Origin of the sequence: Myceligenerans indicum, assembly GCF_016742955.1 — a bacterium.
GTDB lineage: Bacteria > Actinomycetota > Actinomycetes > Actinomycetales > Cellulomonadaceae > Myceligenerans > Myceligenerans indicum.
Genome location: NZ_JABBYC010000049.1, coordinates 1 through 22,340 on the forward strand (window position 1 = coordinate 1; position 22,340 = coordinate 22,340).

The window sequence follows — 22,340 nt, forward strand, 5'->3', positions numbered from 1 at the left end:
AGATGTGTATAAGAGACAGGGGAAGCGCTGTCCGGCAGGGCGTCCGGATGTCTGCGGGGGGCGGAGTTCACCAGTCGTGGACCGTTCCGTCGAGGGTGCGGTTGATGGGCAGGTACGCGGGGGTGTACTCGAAGCGTGCCGCGAGGTCCTCGTCCAGGTCCACCCCGAGGCCGGGATTCACCCCCGGGTGCAGCAGCCCGTCGGTGAACGTGTAGGAGGTCCGGAACACCTCCAGCGTCGTGTCGCTGTGCTTCATGTACTCCTGGATCCCGAAGTTGTGGATCGCCAGGTCGAGGTGGAGGGCGGCGGCCATGCCCACGGGTGAGACGTCCGTGGGCCCGTGCATGCCCGAGCGGATGCCGTACAGCCCGGCGAAGTCGAGCAGCTTCCTCATGTGCGTGATGCCACCGGTGTGCGTGACGGCCGAGCGCACGAAGTCGATGAGCCGCTCGGTGACGAGGGTCTGGTAGTCGAACGCCGTGTTGAACACCTCGCCGATCGCGAGCGGCGTCGTGGAGTGCTGCCGGATCAGGCGCAGGGCGTCGGGATCCTCGCCGGGGGTGGCGTCCTCCAGCCAGAACAGACGGTACGGCTCCAGGTCCCGGGCCAGCCGCGCCGCCTCGATCGGGCGCATGCGGTGGTGGCCGTCGTGCAGGAGCGGCAGGTCTGGGCCGAACTCGTGACGCACCGCCTCGAAGACACCAGGGATGTGGCGCAGGTACGCGGCCGTGTCCCACTCCTCCTCGACCGGCAGGGCGCGGCCGGCCACCACGTTCCGCCTGGCCGGTTCGTAGTCGTACCGCTGCCCCGGGCGCTGGTCGCCCGCCACGCCGTACACCTGGCCCAGGCCCGGGACGCCGGTCTGGATGCGGATCGCCCGGAATCCCAGGTCGAGGTGGTTGCGGACGGAGTCGAACAGGGCCTCGGTGGTGGTGCCGGACGCATGGCCGTAGGCGAGCGCACCCTTGCGGGACGCACCGCCGAGGAGCTGGTACAGGGGCAGCCCGGCGACCTTCGCCTTGATGTCCCAGAGTGCGACGTCGACGGCCGCGACGGCAGCCATCGTGATCGGGCCGCGCCGCCAGTACGCGCCCCGGTACAGGTACTGCCAGGTGTCCTCGATGTTCGCGGGGTCGCGGCCGATCAGCAGCGGCGCGACGTGGTCGGTGAGATAGGACGCGACGGCGAGCTCGCGCCCGTTGACCGTCGCGTCGCCGAGACCGACGACGCCGTCCGACGTCGTGATCTTGAGGGTGACGAAGTTGCGGCCGGGGGAGGTGATGATCACCTCGGCCGAATCGATACGGGACATGGGAACCGTTCTCCTCACGGGGGCTGCGCCGGGCGGGGTCCGAGCCGGCGGGCAAGGTGGCCGGGGGTGGCTGGGCGGCAGGTGCTGCGACGGGAGCCTGGCACGCCTGGCCGGTCACGACGAGGTGCGGGCTCGTGGTGAGCCCGCACCGCGGCCGTCAGACGCCGGCCGGTGCGTCGGCCGGGGTCGGGTAGGCCTGCTTCGGCAGGCGGTATGCGAGGTCGGAGGCGGTGTCGACAGCCTCGTCGAGGTCGAGCCGGTGCTCGACGACGAGCCGCGCCAGGTAGCCCGCGTCGATCCGGCGCGCCAGGTCGTGCCGTGCGGGGATCGAGCAGAACGCGCGGGTGTCGTCCACGAAGCCCGACAAGTTCGAGAACCCGGCGGTACCCGTGGCCGCCTCGCGGAACCGGCGCATCGCGTCCGGCTCGTCGAGGAACCACCACGGTGCGCCCAGCCGCAGCGCCGGGTACACCCCGGCCAGCGGTGCCAGCTCGCGGGAGAAGGCGTCCTCGTCCACGGTGAAGGCGATCAGCCGGAAGTTCTCGGCGTGCCCGAAGGCCTCCAGCACGGGACGCAGTGCGTTCGTGTACTCGGTGACGACCGGGATGTCGTACCCCTTGTCGGGGCCGAACATCGCCAGGCGCTCCGGGTCGTGGTTCCGCAGCACGCCCGGGTGCAGCTGCATGGTCAGGCCGTCCTCGCACGACATCGCCGCCATCTGGAACAGCATGTGCCCGGAGAACGCGGCGGCCTCGGCGGCCGTGACGCCGGCACCGGCCAGCGCGCGGGCGAAGACGTCGGCGGCCACGTCGTCGGGCAGTGGCGTCGTGTCCGCGCTGAGGTGGCCGTGATCCGTCGCGCTGCCACCGGCGGCGACGAACGCGCGACGCCGCTCGCGAAGTGCCGCGAGGTATGCGGCATAGTCGCCGATCTGCGTGTCGGCGGCCGCGGCGAGGCGGTCGATGTCGGTCCGCCAGGCGGGCTGGTCCAGGTGGAGCAGGGGATCCGGCCGGAAGGTCGGCACGACGCGCGGCGCCGGGAGCGTGGCGACGGTCGATCCTGTGGGCACGGCCCCGGACGCCACGTCGCCGCCACCGCCACCGTCGGCGGATGCCCCACCCGTCCGGGTGACCGCACCGGCAGTGCTGTCGGCCAGGCTCCCGAGCTGCGCGGCCAGTGCCCGGTGCTGGGCCAGGTCGCTCCAGGCCGGGTCGGTCGTGGCGATCGTCTCGATGCGGAACTGGTCCAGGAGGGCACGCGGGCGGAAGCCGGGCTCGGCGAGGCGCGCGGCGATCTGGTCGTAGATCGCGTCGGCGGTCTCGGCCGACGGCCGCTGGGTCACCCCGAAGATCTCGACGAGCTCGTGCTCCAGCCAGTACCGGGTGGGGGTCCCGCGGAAGTGCTTCCACCCGGAGCAGAACCGCCGCCAGATGGCGCGAGGGTCGGTCTCCAGGCCGGGCGTCCCCGACGGCCCGACACCCAGCGCGGGCAGCGGCGTGCCCTGAGACACGAGCATCCGGGTGAGGTAGTGGTCCGGGACCACGAAGAGCTGCGCGGGGTCGGGGAACGGGGTGTCGTCGGCGAAGGCGGCGACGTCGACGTGCCCGTGCATCGACACGATCGGGAGGTCTTGGGTGGTCTCGTAGATCTCGCGGGCGACGGGACGGGTGGTCGGGTCGGCGGGGAGTGCGCGATCCGGGTGCAGGGTCCATTCGGTCATGCGGCCCTCCAGGGCGTCGTTGCCGTGCGAACGTTTGCATAGTACCCGACACCGTTGAGGCATCGATAGGCAACATCTGGCGGTTGCGCGGCAATGGCGTATTGTGCAAACGTTCGCGCAACAGGTCGGTCACGAGGAGGTGTCATGGCAACGGTGCACGACGTCGCTCGCGACGCGGGCGTCTCGATCTCGACGGTCTCCCGCTCCTTCGATCCGCGCAGCAAGATCTCCCCGGCCACCCGCGGGCGCGTCCTGGCGGCCGCCGAGCGGCTCGGCTACCGCCCCCACCCCGTGGCGCGTGGCCTGCGCACGGGGCGTACCCACGCCGTCGGGCTGCTCGTCCCGGACCTCGCGAACCCGTTCTTCGCCGCCGTCACGAAGTCCGTCCAGGCCCGCGCGCGGGCGGAGGGCTACGAGGTCTTCGTCGCCGACTCCGACGAGGACCCGGACGCCGAGCCCGAGCTCCTGCGCGCGCTCGCGACCCGCACCGACGGCCTGCTCGTGGCGTCGCCACGTGCGGACGCCACGGTTCTGCGCGAGGTGCTCGACGGCGTGACCGCTGTCCTGCTCAACCGTGAGCTCCCGGCGGACGAGGCGGACGAGGCACCCGAGATCCCCGCCGTGACGCTCGACGACGCCGACGGCACCGCGCAGATCGTCGGTCACCTGCGTTCTCTCGGTCACCGGAGAGTGGGCATCGCGGCCGGCCCGGCGGCGTCGTGGTCGGGCGCGCGCCGGGTCGCCGGCCTGCACGCGGCCGCCGAGCGCTGGGGTGTCCAGATCGTCGAGCTGGGTGACTTCCGTCCGGTGTTCGCAGGCGGTACCCAGGCCGCGGACCATGCGCTGGCCGGCGGCGTGACCGCCGTCGTCGTCTTCAACGACCTGATGGCGCTCGGTGTCCTGGACCGGCTGCGGCAGCGGGGCATCGAGGTTCCCGAAGAGATGTCGGTGGTCGGGTACGACGACGTCCCGCTCGCGACGCTGGTCACTCCCGCGCTGACGACGGTGCGGGCACCGCTGGACCGGCTGGGCCGCCGCGCCGTCGACCTGCTGCTGGCCCGCCTGAGGGATGCCACGGCGACCGGTTCGCGCCTTCCCGTGGAGCTGGTGATCCGCGGCTCGGCGGGGACGGCCCCCGCGGAGGTGCCCGGTCCGTGAGCACGGCCGCCCGTCGTGTCCGGGCTCGCGGCGCGCCGCCCGCAGGGTACGGGCCGGCGGCGGTCCGGCCAGGAGCTCCCGGCCTTCGCCCGTTGTCCACGATCCGCGACCCAGGAGGAACGCCATGACCGACAGGCTCCGGCGAGGAGCTCTCCCACGCGAGACGGCCGCACCGGTTGACCCGGGGCGCGTCGGGATCGTGCACCTGGGGATCGGCGCCTTTCACCGCGCTCACCAGGCCGTCTACACGGAGCGCGCGATGGCGGCGGCCGACGACCCGACCTGGGGGATCCTCGGCGTCACCCAGAGATCGGCCGCCGTGCGTGATCAGCTTCGCCCGCAGGGCGGGGTGTACGGCGTGCTCACGGCAGGCGCGGTGGCACCGTCCGGCACGGGCCGGGACGCGGGCGCCCCCGGCCTCGCGGTCGGTGAGGACCTGCGGCTCGACCTCGTGGGAGCGGTGGTCGACGTCGCCTACCCGGCCGAGGAGACCGGGCGGGTGCTGGCCACCCTGGCCGCGCCCACCACTCACGTCGTCACCCTGACCATCACGGAGAAGGGCTACGCCCAGCTTCCCGGTGGCGGCCTCGACGTCGAGCGCGTGCGGCCGGATCTCGACGTCCTGGCGGCCGAAGGGGCGGTGCTCTCCTCCCGGGTGGAGGACCCGCCGGTGGTTCCCGCGTCGTCGGCGATCGGGCTGCTCGTGCGCGGCCTGGCCGCGCGGCACCGTGCGGGAGGAGCTCCAATCACAGTGCTGACCTGCGACAACATGGTCGAGAACGGGCGGGTTCTGGAGCGGCTCGTGCGCCAGGCCGTCGACGTGGCGCTGCCCGGTGCGGAGGGTGATGACCTGCGCGCCTACCTGGACTCGCGCGTGACGTTCCCGTGCTCGATGGTGGACCGCATCGTCCCCGCCACGACTCCGGGCCAGCGCGACGCCGTGGAGCGGGCTCTGGGCCTGCGTGACGAGGGGCTCGTGGTGGGCGAGCCGTTCTCCCAGTGGGTGATCGAGGACCGGTTCGCCGGCCCGCGGCCCGCCTGGGAGCTTGCCGGGGCGACGTTCACCTCGGATGTCGCCCCGTACGAGCAGGCGAAGCTGCGCCTGCTGAACGGGACGCACTCCCTGGTCGCCTATGCGGGCGCGCTCGCGGGTCACGCCACGATCGCCGAGGCCGTGTCGGACCCCCGCATCGCCGCCCGGGCGCGCACCTATCTGTTCGAGGACGCCCTGCCCACGCTCGCTCCGCCGGACGGCACGGACCTGCGGGCCTACGGCGAAGAGATCCTCCGGCGCTTCGCCAACCCGCACACCGGGCACACGACGATCCAGGTGGCGATGGACGGCACGCAGAAGATCCCGTTCCGCTGGGGCGGTGTCCTGGCCGACTCCCTCGCCGCCGGCCGCGTGCCGGCAGGGCTGGCCTTCGGTCTCGCGTCCTGGGCGCGGTTCGTCGTGCGCCGGACGCTGGCCGCCGCCGGGCAGGGGGCCGACGTCCCGGGCGGATCCTGCGACGGCGTCGACGATCCCCGTGCCGCGGAGCTGGCCGAGGTGGTGGGCGGCTCGGACATGGCGACCGGGCCCGGCGGCGCGGACGAGGCGGTGCGACGCCTGATCGCGCTTCCGGGACTGCTCCCGGCCACGAGCGACGCCCTGCTGGCCGCGGTCCAGGAGGCGGTTCCCGTGTAGCCCACCGGAAGGGCCGGGGTGCGCATGGCCCCGCAGGCGCCGGCCCAGCCCCACCCACGACCTCACCACGGATCCACGGCGAACGAGTGATGGAAAGCCCTTTCCATCTTGACGGCGCCATGAGTAGGGTCATGGCGAATCGCATCGAACGGGCAGTCGACGACGACAGGAGTACCCGCATGAGAACGACGATTCTGGGCACCGGCGGCATCGCCGGACTGCACGCGACCGCGATCGGAGCGTTGGGAGACCACGGCATCTCCGCGCAGGTCACGCACGCCGTGGACATCGACGCCGACCGGGCCGCGGCGTTCGCCGCCGAGCACGGCGTGCCACGGCACGGAACCTCCCTGGACGACGTGCTGGGCGAGACCGACGTGCTGCACGTCTGCACCCCTCCCGGTGCTCACCTCGATGCGACGCTCACCGCGCTCGCCGCCGGTGTGCACGTGATCGTCGAGAAGCCGGCGGTGCTGTCCCTGGCCGAGCTGGACCGGATCGCCGAGGCGGAGAAGTCGGCGGCCCCAGCGCGGACGGGTGCAGGTACCGCGCGGTTCACGCAGGTGGTGCAGCACCGGTTCGGCGCCGGCGCGCTCCGGCTGCGCCGGCTGCTGGACGACGGCGCGCTGGGCCGCCCGCTCGTCGCGACCTGCGACACCCTCTGGTTCCGGCCGCCGGCGTACTTCGACGTCCCGTGGCGGGGCCGCTGGGACACCGAGGGTGGGGGGCCGACGATGGGTCACGGCATCCACCAGTTCGACCTGCTGCTCGCGGTCCTCGGGGACTGGACCGAGGTCTCCGCGATGGCCGGGCGCCTGGCCCGCGAGGTCGACACCGAGGACGTCTCGATGGCGATGGTGCGGTTCGCGAGCGGGGCGATGGCCAGCGTGACGAACAGCCTGCTGTCTCCGCGCGAGACCTCCGACCTGCGGTTCGACACCGAGAAGGCCACGGTCGAGCTGTCGCACGTCTACGGCTACTCGGACGAGAACTGGACGTTCACGCCGGGCGCAGGCCAGGACGACGTCGCGCGGCACTGGGCTCCCGAGCCGGAAGCGCTGCCGAGCGGGCACACCGCGCAGTTCATCCCCACCTACCGGGCGCTGGCAGCGGGTGAGGCGCCACCCGTGACCGTGGCCGACGCGCGCGGCACGCTCGAACTGGCGGCCGCGATCTACCGGTCGGCGTTCACGGGCCGCCCCGTCCAGGCGGGTCAGATCGGCCCGGGCGACCCCTTCTACACCTCGATGCGTGGCACCGGGCCCGGGTGGGAACCGGTCAAGGATCTCCCCGCAGCGGCCGGGGAGGTGGCCCGATGAGCGAGCCGTGGCAGCAGCCCGGCGACTCGGGCGGCGCGGGGACCACGACGCCGGCCGGGGTGCGGCTGGACGACGACGGGACGGCGCTGAACTGCGACCTGTTCACCTACGTCTACCGCCCCGGTGACGTGCAGTACGAGTCGCCCCGTCCCTACTTCCACCCGATCCGGACGGCCGAGGGGCGCGAGGTCAGCGCCTACCGGCCGTGGGACCACGTGTGGCACAAGGGCATGGCCTGGTCGCTGCCGAACGTCGGGCCGTGGAACTTCTGGGGTGGACCCACGTACGTGCGTGACCAGGGGTACCGGAACCTGACGAACGACGGCACGCAGGAGCACGAGCGGTTCGTGAGCGTCTGGGCCGACGACGGCGCGGGCGGGTTCCGGGAGGACCTGGCCTGGCGCGCCACACCGCAGGGGTGGGAGCCGCCGGGCCCGGACGGAACGTACGGTCCGGGCGGCCCGGCCGGGAGCGCGCCCGGTGACGTCGTCGTCCGGGAGCGCCGGTCCGTGCGGGCGGCCGTGCTCGACGACACCTGGGTCCTCACCTGGCGCTCGGAGATGACGAACGTGACCGGTGGATCGCTCGACATCGGCAGCCCCACCACCAACGGCCGCGAGAACGCGGGCTACGGCGGGCTGTTCTGGCGCGGCCCGAGGTCGTTCACCCAAGGTGTGGTCCTCGCCCCCGGCTTCTCCGGTGACGCCGAGGAGGTGCGCGGAGAGCGGTTCGAGTGGATGGGCATCGTCGGCCGGCACGACGGCGCCGCTCCCGGTCCCGAGGGGGGATCGGCCGCCTCGACCGTTCTCATGGTGGACCCGGGCACCAATCCCGGTGGCACGCCGCAGTGGTTCGTGCGGGCCGCGCCCTTCTGCTGCATCTGCCCTGCCCCCTTCTTCAGCACCGAGGTGCCGTTCGCCGCCGGTGAGACGCTGGTGTTCGAGTACGCGGTCGTCGTGGCCGACGGCGCGTCGGACGTGGGCCGTGCGGAGAGCCTGGCGGAGCTGGGCCGCGGTGAGCTCGGCCGGGCCTGGCCCGGGCCCGCAGGTTCCGGCCGTGGTGAGCACGGCTGACCGCACCGGCCGGGAGCCCGCACCCCGCGAAGAGAAGGAAGGCGATCGACATGGCGGACGCACCGGTGTTCCCCGGCGGGACCTCGGTCTCCCACCTGCGCGTGTACGACTGGTCCGCGCCGGACGCGCCGGGCGGCTCCGGCACCCCGCACTTCCACACGACGTCGACCGAGGCCTACGTGGTGCTCGGCGGGCGCGGGCGGGTCGAGACGCTCGGGCCCGACGGATACGCCACGCACGACCTGGCGCCTGGCCGGATCGTGTGGTTCTCGCCCGGTGTCATCCACCGGGCTGTGAACGACGGAGACCTGGAGGTCCTGGTCGTCATGTCGAACGCCGGCCTGCCCGAGGCGGGGGACGCGGTGATGACCTTTCCGCCGCAGGTCCTGGCCACTCCCGATGCGTACCGCGCGGCGGCGGGCCTGCCGGAGCCGTCGGGTGCCGGTGCCGGCGGCATGGCTGATGACCTGGCCGAGGACGCGCCGGTGGCCGCGGCTGCGCGAGCGCGCCGGGATCTCGCGCTGGAGGGGTACGTGGCGCTGCGCGACGCGGTCTCCTCGAACGGGCCGGAGGCGCTCGAGCCGTTGTACGCGGCCGCGGCCCGCCTGGTCGGCGACCGCGCGCGGCAATGGCGTCGGCTGTGGACGACGACGGTCGCCCGTGCCGCCTCCGACACCGACCGCGCACTCGACGCGCTGGCGGGCACCGGGCTCGACGCCCCGCGGCCGGAGGACGGCGAACAGGCAGGGACGGGCGCCGTCGGGCACCTGATGCGCGGGGCCGTGGCGGTCGCCGACGCGCGTCCCGGCCCCCGCCGGTACGGCATGTGCGGGCGGCTCCGCGTCTGGACGACGCGCTGACCTGGGTCCGAGGGGTGCGCCGCCCCGGCTGACCCGCCATCCTGCCCATCCGCTGGCAGGTTTGTCACCAAATCTTTATCAAAAACAGGCTCGTCAGGTATGGACAGCGCTTGCCAGCCGTGTTGTATCGTTTCAATTCCTGCGGATCGGAGGAAGGTTCCGCATTCGAGACGAACCTCCGGGGTCAGTGCTGACCCCGGGTGAGCAAGGAGGCTCCAATGAGGATCGACCGCACGGCTGCCGCCAGCCGGCCCGTACGCACCGCGGCGGCCGGGATCGCACTCGCGTCGGCGTCGGCGCTCGCGCTCACGGCCTGCTCCGGAGGAAGCAGCGCCGGCGCGGGCTTCTCCGACGAACTCGACCCCGACGAGGAGATCTCCCTCTCCCTCGCATGGTGGGGCGACGACGACCGCGCCAACAAGTACGAGGAAGCGGTCGCCGGCTTTGAGAAGCAGCACCCGAACATCTCCGTCGACACGAGCTGGATCGCGTATCCCGACTACTGGCCGGCACGCAACACGGAGGCCGCCAGCGGCTCCCTGCCGGACGTCATGCAGATGGACCTGTCCTACCTGCGGCAGTACGGCGGGACCGGCCAGCTCGCCGATCTCTCCGCAGCGTTCGACACCACCCTCGACGTCTCCGGGCTCGACGAGCAGCTCCTCACGGCCGGCGCGATCGACGGCGCCCAGTACGGGATCCCGACGAGCACCAACACCCTCGCCCTGTTCTACAACGCCGACGTGCTCGACGAGATCGGCGTCGAACCGCCCGCCGAGGGGTACACCTGGGACGACTACGCGGCATTCGTCGACGAGGTCGAGAAGGCCGGTGCCGGGCAGGACCCCGCGATCTACGGCACCGCCGACTACACCGGCACCTTCTGGTTCTTCTGCCAGTGGCTGATCCAGCAGGGCGTCGAGCCGTTCACCGACGACGGCGGACTCGGCTTCACGCAGGACCAGATGGCCGAGTTCCTCGAGCTCGGCAGCGACGCGCGCGACTCCGGCGTCTTCTACCCCATCGAGAAGACCAAGCAGATCGAGCCGCTCGGCGGGTTCACGGTCAGCGAGGCCGCCTCCGAGATGAGCTGGGACAACTTCCTCGCCGGGTACGTCGCCGAGACCGGGCAGGACATCCGGATGCTGCCCATGCCCGCCGGGGACAACGGCCCGCAGATGTTCTGGAAGCCGTCGATGCTGCTGTCGGCGTCGGCAGGCACCGAACACCCGGCCGCCGCCGCCGCGCTGATCGACTACCTCATCAACGACCCCGAGGTCGGCACGATCTTCGGCACCAGCAAGGGCAACCCGGCCGTCGCCGCACAGCGCGACGCGATGGACGTCGAGCCCGGCTCGGTCGACGAGAAGGTGGTCACGTTCGAGGAGGACGTCGCCGGCCTGGTGACCGAGCCCGCCCCCATCCCGGTCGAGGGCTTCGGCGCCATCGAGGCCGAGTACAAGCGTCTCGGGGAGGAACTCGCCTACGGCAACATCGGCGTCGACGAGTTCGTCACCCAGTGGTTCGCCTTCGCCGAGAGCAACGTCGGCCAGTCGTGAGCGCCGCCACCGCCGCCGCGCCCGCTCGCGCCGCCGCGCGCCCGGAGCCCCGCCGCTCCGGCGCGCGGCGCCGCGCGGACGTCGCCGCCGGCTACACGTTCCTCAGCCCCTGGCTGCTCGGCTTCGTCCTGCTGACGGCCGGGCCCATGCTGGCCTCGCTCTACCTGGCGTTCACCGACTACGACCTGTTCCGTCCGCCCACCTGGATCGGACTGGACAACTTCACCGCGATGTTCTCCGACGCGCGATACCTCAAGTCGGCTCAGGTCACGTCGCTGTACGTGTTCATCGGGACGCCCGTCAAGCTCGCCTCCGCCCTCGCCGTCGCGATGCTGCTCAACATGAAGTTCTCCGGCCAGGGCGGGTACCGGTCGGCCTTCTACGTGCCGTCCCTCGTGGGCGCCAGCGTCTCGGTGGCGATCGTCTGGAAGGCGATGTTCATCGACGACGGCGTCGTCGACCGCATCCAGCAGACGGTGGGCGCCCCCGCCGGCGGCTGGGTCGGCAACCCCGACATGACCATCCCCATGATGATCCTGCTGGCCGTCTGGCAGTTCGGCGCACCGATGGTCATCTTCCTCGCCGGGCTCAAGCAGATCCCCGCCGAACTGTACGAGGCGGCGTCCATGGACGGCGCCGGCCCGCTGCGCAAGTTCTGGAACATCACGCTGCCGATGCTCTCGCCCGTGCTGTTCTTCAACCTGCTGCTGGAGACCATCCACTCGTTCCAGGTCTTCGCCTCGGCGTTCATCATCTCCGGCGGCACCGGGGGCCCCGCCGACTCCACGAACTTCTACACGCTCTACCTGTACACCAAGGGCTTCGTCCAGTTCGACATGGGCTACGCCTCCGCCATGGCGTGGGTGCTGGTGCTCGTCGTGGGCGTCATCACCGCACTGATGTTCCGCACCTCCCGCGCCTGGGTGCACTACTCGGGGGAGGAGAACTGATGAGAACCGAACCGAACCCGGGGGCGACCGCCGAGGCGACCGCCGGGACGCGTCCCGAGCCCACCGCCCGGCCGCACTCCCGCCCGGCCGCGAGGACGACCACCGGGCCCAGCGAGGAGGCCGCTGCCGAGCCGGTCACCGGACCGGTTGCCCTCCGCGCGGGCCACATCCCCGGACACGCCGCCGTCCGGCGTCGCCGCACCCCGCCGAGCCGCCTGGCCAAGGCCGTCGCCTTCCACGTGGTCGCCCTCGGACTCCTGGTCGTGGTGCTCTACCCGGCCGCATGGATGGTGCTGTCCGCGTTCAAGCCGAGCAACGACATCATCGGCAACATCGACCTGATCCCCGACACCTGGACCGTCTCGAACTTCGCCACCGCGTTCGGCGGCATCGGCGGCGTCTCGTTCTGGAGCTTCTTCTGGAACTCGACCCTGCTGGGCGTGCTCAGCGTGATCGGCGTGGTCCTGTCCGCGACGGTATCCGCCTACGCGTTCGCCCGAGTCACCTTCCCCGGCCGCCGCGTCTTCTTCGGGATCATGATCGCCACACTCCTGCTGCCCACCCACGTGGTGATCATCCCGCAGTACATCATGTTCAACTCCGCGGGCCTGGTGAACACCTACGTACCGCTGCTGGCCGGAAAGTTCCTCGCCGCCGAGGCCTTCTTCGTGTTCCTCATGGTCCAGTTCATGCGCAACCTGCCCCGCGAACTGGACGAGGCCGCACGCATCGACGGGGCCGGGCACTTCCGCATCTTCCGGTCCATCATGCTGCCGCTGATGCGCCCCGCGATCATCACCAGCTCGATCTTCGCGTTCATCTGGTCCTGGAACGACTTCCTCGGCCCGCTGCTCTACCTCAAGAAGCCCAGCCTCTACACGCTCCCCATCGCGCTGCGCGCCTACGTGGACCAGACCTCCGTGTCCGACTACGGCGCCCAGATGGCCATGGCCGTCCTCGCGCTGGTCCCCGTGATCCTCTTCTTCGTCATCTTCCAGCGGTACCTCGTCGAAGGCGTCGCCACGCAAGGACTGAAGGGCTGACCATGACCACCTCCACCCACGCACCGCCGCCCCGCTCCACCCGCACCTTCGCCGACACGTTCGCGCTGCTCGCCGAGTGCCTGCTCGTCGGCATCTACGTCCTCGTCGCGAGCCTCCCGGTGGTCACCCTTCCGGCGGCGCTCGCGGCAGGTACCGCTCACCTGCGCCGGCACCTGGCCGGGCGGGGCACGGACATCGGGCGATTCGCCCGTGACTGGTGGGATGCCGTGCGTGCCCTGTGGCTCCTCGGCGTGGCCGGCGTCGTCCTGGCGGCGGTTCTCGGCGTGAACGCGCAGATCGCGGCGTCGGGCATGCTGCCGGGAGGTGCGGCGGTGCGCGGGGCGAGCCTCGCCGCCGGCGCGGTCGCGGCCGTCGTCGTCCTCCGGACGGCGGGGGCCTGGCCGCGGCTCGGCGACGGCGCGTGGGGCACCGCCCGTGGACTGGTCGCGGGCGGGATGCGAGACGCCGGGAAGGATCCGGCGGGATCCCTCCTGCTGCTCGTGGCACTGGGCCTGTGCGGGCTCCTGGTCTGGATGCTCACCCCGCTGATCGCCGTCGTCGGCGGCCTGCTCTGCCTGGCCGTCGTCGCCGTCGAGGCCCGCGCCGGAACCCGGCCACGGCGGGCGGCCGGAGGTGAGACCACTCGCACGGGCGTCCCCGCAGGACGGCCACCTGGTTCCGCGTCTCCTGAGGCGTAGCAGGGCCTGCCTCCGCCCGAGGCGCCGCCCGACCGGTCGGCCTGCGCCCGAGGCACCACCTGACCGCTCGGCCCGCGTGATGCCGCGCCGGCACGTGCAGGCCGCGAGTCGCCTGGCCGCGGCCCGTCCGCGCCGCTGCCCGGTCGAGCGGTCCCAGAGTTCACACCACCCCGACAGGCAAGGAGTACAACGATGTCATCCTCGTCCAACAGGGCAGGGGCAGCGGCAGCGGCCGGGATCGCCCTGGTCGTCACCGCGGCGGCCCTGCCCGCCCAGGCGGCTCCGCCGTCCTACCCGCCCATGTCCGTGCAGGAGTCGGCCGGATCGGTCTTGTCCGGTTCGACGTCGTCGGGTCTGTCCCTGTCCGGCTCGTCCGGCCTGGCGCCGTCCGGCCTGGCGTCGTCCGGCCTGGCCGCGGCCCGGTCTTCCTGGCCGGGGCGCCACGGAGGCGGAGGGCCGGGCGCGCCCCGGGACGGCGCCACCCTCGAAGACCTGGACCGCGGGCTGGTCGCGGCCGCGACCAGCGAGGGCGTGTTCCTGAGCTGGCGGTTGCTCGGCACCGAGGTCACGGGCGCCACCGACGCCGGCATGACCGGCCCCCGCTTCGCCGTCTACCGCGACGGCCGGCGGATCGCCACGGTCGCCGACTCCACCAACTACGTCGACGCCGGTGGCACGGCGGACAGTCGGTACGTCGTCCGGCCCCTGAGCGGCGACGGCCCCTCCGGCACGGCCCGTCCCTGGGCCGACGACTACCTGGACATCCCGCTGAACCGCCCCGCCGACGGCGTCACCCCCGCCGGGGAGGAGTACACCTACAGCGCCAACGACGCGTCGGTCGCGGACCTCGACGGTGACGGCGACTACGAGATCGTCGTGAAGTGGTACCCGTCCAACTCCAAGGACGTCTCACAGAAGGGCTATACCGGGAACACCTACTTCGACGCGTACACGCTGGACGGCACCCAGCTCTGGCGTATCGACATGGGCGTCAACGTCCGCTCCGGGGCGCACTACGCGCAGTTCCCCGTGTACGACTTCGACGGTGACGGCTCGGCGGAACTCATGATCAAGACCGCGCCGGGGACGACGGTCACCCGGTACCGCCACGGCCGCCAGGGACCGACGTCGTACATCGGCATCCCCCGCGACGACCGGCGCGCGGGCGTGCGGAACACGGACGACTACCGCTTCTCCGCCGACGACTACGCCGAGTACCTGACCGGCGTACTCGCCGGCTGGTCGGAGCGGGAGGAGGTGACCAGCGGCCGGTGGCCGGCCACGCTGGAGGAGGCCTGGGGCATCGAACCGCGCTGGGACTACCCCCTGTCCGACGACGACGCGCACGCCGCGGCCGACTACTTCATCGACGTCTACGCGCCCTCCCGCTCCGGACGCAACGAACTTCGGAAGTTCGAGGGCTTCGTCATCACCGGCCCGGAGTACCTCACGGTGTTCGACGGCGCCACCGGCCGCGACCTGCAGACCATCGACTACAAGCCGGGCCGCGGCGACGACGGTCTGCTGTGGGGCGACTACGCGATGAGCCGGATCGAGCCGGCCAACCGGGTCGACCGCTTCCTGTCGGGTGTCGCCTACCTGGGAGGTCCCGAGCAGAACGCCAGCGCGATCTTCGCGCGCGGGTACTACACGCGGACCACGCTCGTGGCCTACGACTGGGACGGGCGGCGCCTGCACGAGCGCTGGTACGCCGACTCCGGTCACGCGCCCATGTCGAACCCGTTCAACGACAGCCCGCACGGCGTCGAGGGGACGTCCGAGGAGTGGGGGACACTGACGACCCAGGGCTTCCACTCGCTGTCGGCGGCCGACGTCGACGGGGACGGGCGGCAGGAGATCGTGTACGGTTCCGCGACGCTCGACGACGACGGCTCCCTGCTGTACTCCTCCTACGACACGATGCCGGAGGGGTCCGCCGATCCCGGCGCTTGGGCGAAGCTCGGCCACGGCGACGCGATGGCCGTGACCGACATCGACCCGTCGCGGCCGGGCCTGGAGATCTGGACCTGCCACGAAGGTGGCGTCTGGGCGCCGTACGGCCAGGCGATGCGCGACGCCGCGACCGGCGAGGTGCTGTTCGGGACCTACTCCGGCCGGGACACGGGACGGTCCATGATCGGTGACGTCCACCCGGAGGTGCCCGGCATCGAGGTGTGGGCGTCGATGCCCGACGGGACGCTCGGATCGGGGACGTTGTCCGCATCCGGAGAGGTTGTCTCGTCCGAGACGATGGGCACCAACGCGTCGGTGCGCTGGGCCGGTGACGGCTCCACGCAGATCCTCGACGGCGGCGTCGGCGCCACGCCGCGGATCGTGGACCGGGAGCGCGGGACGCTGCGCACCCTGGACGGGACGCTGACCAACAACTACACCAAGGGCAACGCGTCGCTCGTCGCGGACGTGCTGGGTGACTGGCGTGAGGAGGTGCTGGTGCGCTCCGAGGACTCGTCGGCGCTGCGGCTGTACCTGTCCACGGAGGTCTCCGACGTGAAGCTGTACACGCTGATGCACGACCCGCAGTACCGGGTCGAGGTGGCGCGTCAGCAGACCACCTACAACCAGCCGTCGTACCCGAGCTTCTACCTGGCGACGGACACGGACTGGACCACGGTCCCGCTGCCGCCGAACGCCGTGGGCTGAGCCGGTCATCGTCCCGGGCGGCGGCGGTCGTCCGGGGTATCCGGGTCGGCATCCTGGCCCCGGACATCGGCCCGCCGCCGTGGCCGTGGTCGGGGGTTTGGCGTGTGGTCGGTCAAGTGATTGACCGACCACACGCCAAACCCCCGACCACAGCCACCCGCTCGGTCTCTTGCACGCCCGTGACCGCCGTGAGGCATCACCCGAACCGACGACAGGATCCATCCATGCGCCGACGTACCTCCCCCAGCAGCTTCGACCCCGCCGGAATCCGGCCCTGGAACGCCGGCCTCGACGGGCTCGCGTTCGGCGGGGACTACAACCCGGAGCAGTGGCCCGACGACGTCCGCCTCGAGGACATCGAACTGATGCGTGCCGCGGGCGTGAACATCGTCAGCCTCGCGATCTTCGCGTGGGGAACCATCGAGCCGCGCGAGGGCGAGTTCCACTGGGCGTGGCTGGACACCGCGATGGACCGCCTGCACGCGGCGGGCATCAGGGTGGCACTGTCCACGGCCACCGCCGCCGTCCCGCCCTGGCTCACCCGCAGGCATCCCGAGATCCTCCCCAGGCGCTCCGACGGCACGGTCCTCGCGCAGGGATCGCGACAGACCTACTCGATCCACCACCCGGTGTTCCGTGACTACGCACTCGCCATGGCCGAACGGATCGCCCGCCGCTACGCCGACCATCCCGCGCTGGCACTGTGGCACGTCGACAACGAGCTGGGCTGCCACCTGCCGCGCGACTACTCCCCGGCCGCCGCGGACGCCTTCCGCGACTGGCTGCGCGAGCGCTACGGCGACCTCGACGGGCTGAACGACGCGTGGGGCACGGCGTTCTGGTCCCAGCGGTACGGCTCGTTCGACGACGTGCTCCCGCCGCTGGACACCACTGCCTTCGGCAACCCCACGCAGCTGCTCGACTTCGACCGGTTCAGCTCCGACGCGCTGCTCGACTACTACCGCGACCTGCGCGACATCCTCCGCGACATCACCCCGTGGGTGCCCACCACCACGAACCTCATGGCCGGCAGTCATCAGGGGATGGACTACTTCTCCTGGGCCGGCGACCTCGACGTCGTCGCGAACGACAACTACACGATGTCCGCCGACCCTGACCGGCACCTGCTGCTCTCCTTCAGCGCCGACCTCGCCCGCGGGATCGCGGGCGGCGACCCGTGGATCCTCATGGAGCACTCCACGAGTGCCGTCAACTGGCAGCCGCGCAACCGCGCCAAGCAGCCGGGGGAGCTGCTGCGCAACTCCCTGGCGCACGTCGCACGCGGATCGGACGCCGTGATGTTCTTCCAGTGGCGGGCGAGCAAGGCCGGGGCGGAGAAGTACCACAGCGGTCTGGTGCCGCACGCCGGGACGGACTCGGACCTGTGGCGCGACGTCGTCGAGCTGGGCTCCGTCGTCGGAGCTCTCGGCGAGGTGCGTGGTTCCCGCGTGGCCGCCCGGACGGCGCTCGTGGTGGACTGGCCCGCCTGGTGGGCCTGTGACCAGGACGTGCACCCCACCAGGGTGCGGTATCCGGACCAGGTCGTCGCCTGGTACAAGGCGCTGTGGCGGCTCGGTGTGACCGTGGACGTCGTGCCGCCCTCGCGGGACCTGGACGGCTACGACCTCGTCGTGGTGCCGAACCTGTACCTCGTGTCCGACGCCGGTGCCGCCCGGGTGCGCACGGCGGCCGAACGCGGTGCAACCGTGCTGGTCACCTACTTCTCCGGGATCGCGGACGAGAACGACCACATCCGCCTCGGCGGCTACCCCGGTGCGTTCCGCGACCTGCTCGGCGTGCGGACCGAGGAGTTCTTCCCGCTCCAGGAGGCCGAGTCGGTGCGCGTCTCCGGCCCGTCGCTGCCGGACGGCGGTCTCGTGGCGGACCTGTGGACCGAGAAGTCCACCGTGTCCGACGGCGTCGAGGTCGTCGCCGCCTACGACGACGGCCCGTTGCCGGGGCGCCCGGCGATCACGCGCAGGCCGATCCGGGCCGACGGCGCGACGGGTCCGGCCGGATCCGAGGCCCAGGCATCCTCGGACGGTTCCGCCTGGTACGTCGCCACCCGGCTGTCCGACGCGGGGCTCGCGCACATCGCCCGTCGTCTCGCCGAGGAGGCGGGAGTGCTTCCACAGGTCGTTGCGCCGGCGGGCGTCGAGGTGGTGCACCGTGTCGCCGACGACGCCGAGTTCGTCTTCGCGATCAACCACACGGACGGGGAGGTCACTCTCGACGTCGGACGTTCGAGGCCGTCGTCGTCGGATACGGGCACGGATGGTGGCGCGGGCACGGTCAGGGCCTCGGGCACGGATGGTGGCGCGGGCATGGTCAGGGCCTCGGGCACGGATGGTGGCGCGGGCATGGTCAGGGCCTCGGGCACGGATGGTGGCGCGGGCATGGTCAGGGCCGCAGGCACGGATGGTGGCGCGGGCGGAAGCGCGACCACGGGCGCACGCGCGGGTGTCGTCGGCGAGGAGCTGCTGACCGGTGACGCCGTGACGGACATGCTGACGGTCCCGGCCGGTGGAGTCCGCGTGGTGCGCTTCCCGGGCCGGTAGCGGGTCACGCCGGAGCGGAGTCCGCATGACCGCCTACAGGCCCGGTGGCCGGTCTCGGTCGGCGGGGCATCCGCCAAGCGCGTCGCAGGCGCGGCCCGTCTCCCGGTCCGGGGGTCGTTCACCTGTCGGCAGGATCAGTCGCAGTCTTCGGCGAGGCCGAGGAGGCAGTTGAGCTCGTGCTCGATCCGTGCCGCCTTGGCCTCCAGCTCTTCCTCGATCCGTGCCTGCTCCGCCTCCAGCTCCTCGCGGATGCGGGCCTGCTCCTCCTCCATCCGGGCCCGCTCCGCCTCGATGCCGGCGGTGAGCGGGTCGTTGTCGGCGCCACCGGCGGGCGCGGTCTCGGTGCCCGTCGGCGTCCCGGTGGGCTTGTCGCCGGACCCGGGTTCGTCGCCGGACCCGGGCTCGGCCCCGGACGCGCCCGCCGCCGCGCTCCCGGAGCCGGAGGCAGACGTGCCGCCCGGCTCGGAGGAGGTCTTGTCCGAGGGGGAGGAAGCATCCGAGGGGGTAGACGCCGCGGCCCGGGTGCCGGCGGAGCCCTTCTTGCGATCCGGTGCGGACGGCTTCTTCCCGGGCTCGTCCGGCGCCGGCGCCGACTCGGGATCGTGGGGCTCCACCGTCCAGGAGTCGGCGTCGGCGACGTTCAGAACATGGTCCGGCGCGGCTCCTGCGGCGAAGAACTCGAAGTGCCACGGTTCGGGCTTGCTGCCGTCGTGGCGCGCCCACGACGGGTTGTCCCAGCCGTAGGCGGGGGCATGGTGCCGGAGCCAGGCGTACTCGGCGGACCGGCCGCCCGCGATCGCGCCGCCCAGGTCCACGGCGAGGCCCCAGCCGTGCAGGGACGTCCCCGGAAGTGCCGCGAGGTGCGGTTTCGTGTTCCTGACCCGAACCTGCGACGCGTACGAGCGGTACGAGTCCGTGACCGGGAGGGGATAGCCGAACCGGTCCTGGAAGGCGGCGGCGAGTGCCTCGAACCGGGCCGCCGCGTCGCAGCGCAGTACCTGGCCGGGCGCGAAACCGAGATCGCACAGGACGCCCGCGGGGATGCGGCCGTTCGCGTAGCCGGCGGTCGAGCTCGCGTAGCTGTCCACGCTGTCCGCGAGAGCTTCGCTCAGGACGGTCGCGGCATCGGGCGTCACGGCCACCACGGTTTCCGACACGGCGGCCTCGTCGAGGAGGGCTGCGAGCCGGACGGCGGCGGCGACGACGTCGTCCATCGTGACCTGGTCGGCGCCGTCGCCGGGGGCCTCACCGGTGGGCCGGCGGGTGTGAGTCGCGACGCCAGGTGCGGGCGATCCCGCGTGTGCCGTGACGGCTGCGATCGTGGTCGTCGCCAAGGGCGAGACGGCGGCCGGTGTGGCCGGGATCTGCGGTGCGGACGTTCCGGCGGACCAGGCGACTGCCGGTGCGACTGCCGGTGCGAAGGGCGACGCGATCATCGGTGCGGGTGCGGGTGCGGGTGCGGGTGCGGACGTGGACGGCGTCGGCGTCGGCGTCGGGGCCATGAACCCCGGCGCCGGCGTGATCCCGGGCGCAGCCACGGCTACGAGCGAGGACGCGACCGTCGGCGGCTCGGGCGTGGTGGTCCGGGCCGAGGCGTGCGCCGGCCCTTCCTGTACCGACTGTTCTTGTGTCAGCCGCTCCTGGGCCTCGTACGTCGTCCAGAGCATCCCGAGCTCGGCGGCGGCCTGCCGTACCCGGGACGCCGCGGCGCCCGTGGCATCCCGCGTGTTGTCGGCGGTCGCGGACGTCTCGGCCCGGGCCAGGAGGGACCGCACCTGGGCGCTCGTCACCGCCTGCGGGGTGGTGCGGATCTGCGGCGTGTTCGGTCCGTCCGTGTTGTTCGCCGACGCGCCCGTCCCTGGTGTCAGCTGCGTTGCCGCGGCCCCGACGGCCTGTTGCGGGGCAGCCCCGGAGGCCGCGACGGACATGCTCGCGGGCGTGCCGATCAGCACACCGCACGCCATCACCGCCGCGACACCCCCGGTCCAGCCGAGGCGGACACCGCGGTTCCACCCAACGCGGACAACGCGGTGCCGGCCAGCGCGGACACTGCGGTCCCGGCCGACGCGGACACTGCGGTCCCACCCGAGGCGGACACCGCGGCTGCGGACAGCGCTGCGGTCCTGCCTCTCGGTGAGGCCCGCGTCCTGCCGGGTCGTGCTGTCGGTGCGCCCGGCGCCCCGCGCCGGCCCGCCGTACGGCCCGCGGCCGGAGGACAGTTCTGTCATCGCGTCAACGCTCCCTTGCGTCGATCCGCCGCCTGCCCCGTTGCCGACGGGACGTGCCTGGTCAGGTACTGCGAGGGAGTCTAGCGGTACTGACTCCGATTTCAATAGCCGCGCTTCAACCCGGGGGCGCACCCGCTGTTGCGGTGTGGTTCAGCAGGCGCTCGAAGACCGTTCAGGCGCGACTGATGGAACTGGTTCGCCTGCTGATCCAAGGTCAGCGAGGGCCCGTGAGCCGTGACCCGACGTCGGGGCTCATGTCGTCGACTCCGGCCTGGCTCCGGGTGGTATTTCAGGGGCGCGGCGTTGCCCGCACCCCGGTAGGGGGGCAGCAGCTCAGCGTGCCGCCGAGGATTCTCGGGTCACCAGTTCCGGCTCGAACACCACCTGTTCCGGTGCCGAGTCCTCCGGGCGGAACAGGAGGTCGGCGGCCCGCGTGCCCAGCTCCAGCGTCGGCTGCCGCACCGAGCTCAGCGGGGTGGCGAGCTCCGCGGCGAAGGTGACGTCGTCGTACCCGACCACCGCCATCTCCTCGGGGACGGCGATCCCCTCCCGGCGCAGCGTGCGCAGCACGCCGAGCGCGACCAGGTCGTTCACGCAGAACACCGCGGACGGCCGTGAGGCGGCCGGCAGGGCCAGCGCCTCCCGGATCCCCGCCTCGCCGCCCTGCGGCGTCAGGCTCGGCACCGTGATCTCGACCAGGGCGGTCTCGGGATCGAGGCCGGCGTCGGTCATCGCGGCTGCGGCACCCTCCCGGCGGTCCCGGCACTGCCGGATCGAGTGCGAGCCGTTGAGGAAGGCGATCCGCTCGTGCCCCTGGGCGATCAGATGGGCGACGGCGAGGCGGCCCCCCGCGACGTCGTCCACCGCCACGGACGCCAGTTCCGGGACCGGGGACGGCCGGTCCAGCAGCACCGCCGCCGTACCCCGCTCACGCAGTGCCAGGACATGGTCGATGTCGTCCGTGGCCGGGCTGACGATCACGCCCTGCACCCCATGCTCCTCGTAGAGGCGCAGGTAGCGGCGCTCGCGGTCGAGGTCCTCGTCGGACCCGGCCACCATGAGCGTGAACGAGTCGCGTTCCAGGCGGTCCTGGATGCCGCGGGCGGCGTCCGTGAAGAAGGGGTTCGAGAGGTCCAGGACCACGACACCGACGCTGGTCAGCGTGCCGGCGCGGAGCTGGCGCGCCGAGCCGTTGCGTACGAAGTTCAGTTCCGCGATGGCCGCCTCCACCCGTTCGCGCGTCGCGGGGAGCACGCGGTCTGGCTTGTTCAGGACGTTCGAGACGGTGCCGACCGCGACCCCGGCGGCCCTGGCGACGTCGGTGATCGATGCCCGACGGCGTGCTGTGCGCGCGCCCGCGCCGTCTGCCGGTTTCGACGCCTTCGTGGAATTGGCCATGCCCCCATTATGGGACGAGTCCCGCCGCCCGCCGCCCTGGATCGGGTAGTTTTTGAACCGTTTCACGATCAGGGCGCCGCGGGGCGGGACGATCCGGACCTGGCGCCGGACGCAAT

The 22,340-nt window shown here is 72.3% G+C and carries 15 protein-coding genes; 11 read left to right on the forward strand and 4 right to left on the reverse strand.

Annotated elements, in window-relative coordinates; all coding sequences use genetic code 11:
• Nucleotides 1-67: 67 nt before the first annotated feature.
• Complete coding sequence (gene manD, locus HGK34_RS18490; RefSeq protein ID WP_201850128.1) at nucleotides 68-1,312, reverse strand: D-mannonate dehydratase ManD; 1,245 nt, start codon at nucleotides 1,310-1,312, stop codon at nucleotides 68-70.
• A gap of 157 nt (nucleotides 1,313-1,469) precedes the next feature.
• Complete coding sequence (locus HGK34_RS18495; RefSeq protein WP_201850130.1) at nucleotides 1,470-3,032, reverse strand: glucuronate isomerase; 1,563 nt, start codon at nucleotides 3,030-3,032, stop codon at nucleotides 1,470-1,472.
• Nucleotides 3,033-3,176: 144 nt separating this feature from the next.
• Here HGK34_RS18495 and HGK34_RS18500 point away from each other — a divergent pair, with 144 nt between their 5' ends.
• From HGK34_RS18500 to HGK34_RS18550, 11 genes are all read left to right on the forward strand, one after another.
• Nucleotides 3,177-4,190, forward strand: a complete 1,014-nt coding sequence (locus HGK34_RS18500) for a LacI family DNA-binding transcriptional regulator (protein ID WP_201850132.1) — start codon at nucleotides 3,177-3,179, stop codon at nucleotides 4,188-4,190.
• Between the two features lie 124 nt (nucleotides 4,191-4,314).
• On the forward strand, nucleotides 4,315-5,877 hold the full coding sequence (locus HGK34_RS18505) for a mannitol dehydrogenase family protein (protein ID WP_201850135.1): 1,563 nt from the start codon (nucleotides 4,315-4,317) through the stop codon (nucleotides 5,875-5,877).
• 179 nt (nucleotides 5,878-6,056) lie between these two features.
• Complete coding sequence (locus HGK34_RS18510; RefSeq protein WP_201850137.1) at nucleotides 6,057-7,196, forward strand: Gfo/Idh/MocA family protein; 1,140 nt, start codon at nucleotides 6,057-6,059, stop codon at nucleotides 7,194-7,196.
• Nucleotides 7,193-8,269, forward strand: coding sequence for a DUF6807 domain-containing protein (locus HGK34_RS18515; protein WP_201850139.1), 1,077 nt, complete (start codon nucleotides 7,193-7,195; stop codon nucleotides 8,267-8,269). Before HGK34_RS18510 ends, HGK34_RS18515 begins: the two co-directional genes overlap by 4 nt.
• A gap of 50 nt (nucleotides 8,270-8,319) precedes the next feature.
• Entirely contained in the window at nucleotides 8,320-9,129 is an 810-nt protein-coding gene (locus HGK34_RS18520) for a cupin domain-containing protein (protein ID WP_201850142.1), read from the forward strand.
• A 218-nt stretch (nucleotides 9,130-9,347) separates the two neighbouring features.
• Complete coding sequence (locus HGK34_RS18525) at nucleotides 9,348-10,688, forward strand: ABC transporter substrate-binding protein (RefSeq protein WP_201850144.1); 1,341 nt, start codon at nucleotides 9,348-9,350, stop codon at nucleotides 10,686-10,688.
• Nucleotides 10,685-11,638: a carbohydrate ABC transporter permease gene (locus tag HGK34_RS18530; protein WP_201850145.1), complete on the forward strand. Its 954-nt coding sequence runs from the start codon at nucleotides 10,685-10,687 to the stop codon at nucleotides 11,636-11,638. The genes HGK34_RS18525 and HGK34_RS18530 overlap by 4 nt, the downstream gene beginning before the upstream one ends.
• A complete protein-coding gene (locus HGK34_RS18535) occupies nucleotides 11,638-12,681 on the forward strand; it encodes a carbohydrate ABC transporter permease (protein ID WP_201850147.1) in 1,044 nt (347 codons plus the stop codon). The genes HGK34_RS18530 and HGK34_RS18535 overlap by 1 nt, the downstream gene beginning before the upstream one ends.
• 2 nt (nucleotides 12,682-12,683) lie before the next feature.
• Nucleotides 12,684-13,379 (forward strand): hypothetical protein, encoded by a 696-nt coding sequence (locus HGK34_RS18540; protein ID WP_201850149.1) that lies wholly within the window; start codon nucleotides 12,684-12,686, stop codon nucleotides 13,377-13,379.
• A 192-nt stretch (nucleotides 13,380-13,571) separates the two neighbouring features.
• Entirely contained in the window at nucleotides 13,572-16,040 is a 2,469-nt protein-coding gene (locus HGK34_RS18545) for a rhamnogalacturonan lyase (RefSeq protein ID WP_244666927.1), read from the forward strand.
• 224 nt (nucleotides 16,041-16,264) lie between these two features.
• Nucleotides 16,265-18,598 carry a beta-galactosidase gene (locus HGK34_RS18550; protein WP_244666928.1) on the forward strand — a complete coding sequence of 778 codons (2,334 nt, stop codon included), beginning with the start codon at nucleotides 16,265-16,267 and terminating at the stop codon, nucleotides 18,596-18,598.
• 134 nt (nucleotides 18,599-18,732) lie between these two features.
• Here the strand turns inward: HGK34_RS18550 and HGK34_RS18555 are convergent, their stop codons facing one another.
• Both HGK34_RS18555 and HGK34_RS18560 read right to left on the reverse strand, forming a co-directional pair.
• The gene (locus HGK34_RS18555) at nucleotides 18,733-20,550 is read right to left on the reverse strand and encodes a M15 family metallopeptidase (RefSeq protein WP_201850152.1); all 1,818 of its coding nucleotides are present in this window, start codon (nucleotides 20,548-20,550) and stop codon (nucleotides 18,733-18,735) included.
• A gap of 609 nt (nucleotides 20,551-21,159) precedes the next feature.
• On the reverse strand, nucleotides 21,160-22,224 hold the full coding sequence (locus HGK34_RS18560; protein WP_201850154.1) for a LacI family DNA-binding transcriptional regulator: 1,065 nt from the start codon (nucleotides 22,222-22,224) through the stop codon (nucleotides 21,160-21,162).
• Between the last annotated feature and the right edge of the window lie 116 nt (nucleotides 22,225-22,340).

Excerpts from the sequence above, each read along its gene's own strand:
- manD (WP_201850128.1), bottom strand. The coding sequence starts at position 1,312 with ATGTCCCGTATCGATTCGGCCGAGGTGATCATCACCTCCCCCGGCCGC.
- HGK34_RS18495 (WP_201850130.1), bottom strand. The coding sequence starts at position 3,032 with ATGACCGAATGGACCCTGCACCCGGATCGCGCACTCCCCGCCGACCCG.
- HGK34_RS18500 (WP_201850132.1), top strand. The coding sequence starts at position 3,177 with ATGGCAACGGTGCACGACGTCGCTCGCGACGCGGGCGTCTCGATCTCG.
- HGK34_RS18505 (WP_201850135.1), top strand. The coding sequence starts at position 4,315 with ATGACCGACAGGCTCCGGCGAGGAGCTCTCCCACGCGAGACGGCCGCA.
- HGK34_RS18510 (WP_201850137.1), top strand. The coding sequence starts at position 6,057 with ATGAGAACGACGATTCTGGGCACCGGCGGCATCGCCGGACTGCACGCG.
- HGK34_RS18515 (WP_201850139.1), top strand. The coding sequence starts at position 7,193 with ATGAGCGAGCCGTGGCAGCAGCCCGGCGACTCGGGCGGCGCGGGGACC.
- HGK34_RS18520 (WP_201850142.1), top strand. The coding sequence starts at position 8,320 with ATGGCGGACGCACCGGTGTTCCCCGGCGGGACCTCGGTCTCCCACCTG.
- HGK34_RS18525 (WP_201850144.1), top strand. The coding sequence starts at position 9,348 with ATGAGGATCGACCGCACGGCTGCCGCCAGCCGGCCCGTACGCACCGCG.
- HGK34_RS18535 (WP_201850147.1), top strand. The coding sequence starts at position 11,638 with ATGAGAACCGAACCGAACCCGGGGGCGACCGCCGAGGCGACCGCCGGG.
- HGK34_RS18540 (WP_201850149.1), top strand. The coding sequence starts at position 12,684 with ATGACCACCTCCACCCACGCACCGCCGCCCCGCTCCACCCGCACCTTC.
- HGK34_RS18545 (WP_244666927.1), top strand. The coding sequence starts at position 13,572 with ATGTCATCCTCGTCCAACAGGGCAGGGGCAGCGGCAGCGGCCGGGATC.
- HGK34_RS18550 (WP_244666928.1), top strand. The coding sequence starts at position 16,265 with ATGCGCCGACGTACCTCCCCCAGCAGCTTCGACCCCGCCGGAATCCGG.
- HGK34_RS18560 (WP_201850154.1), bottom strand. The coding sequence starts at position 22,224 with ATGGCCAATTCCACGAAGGCGTCGAAACCGGCAGACGGCGCGGGCGCG.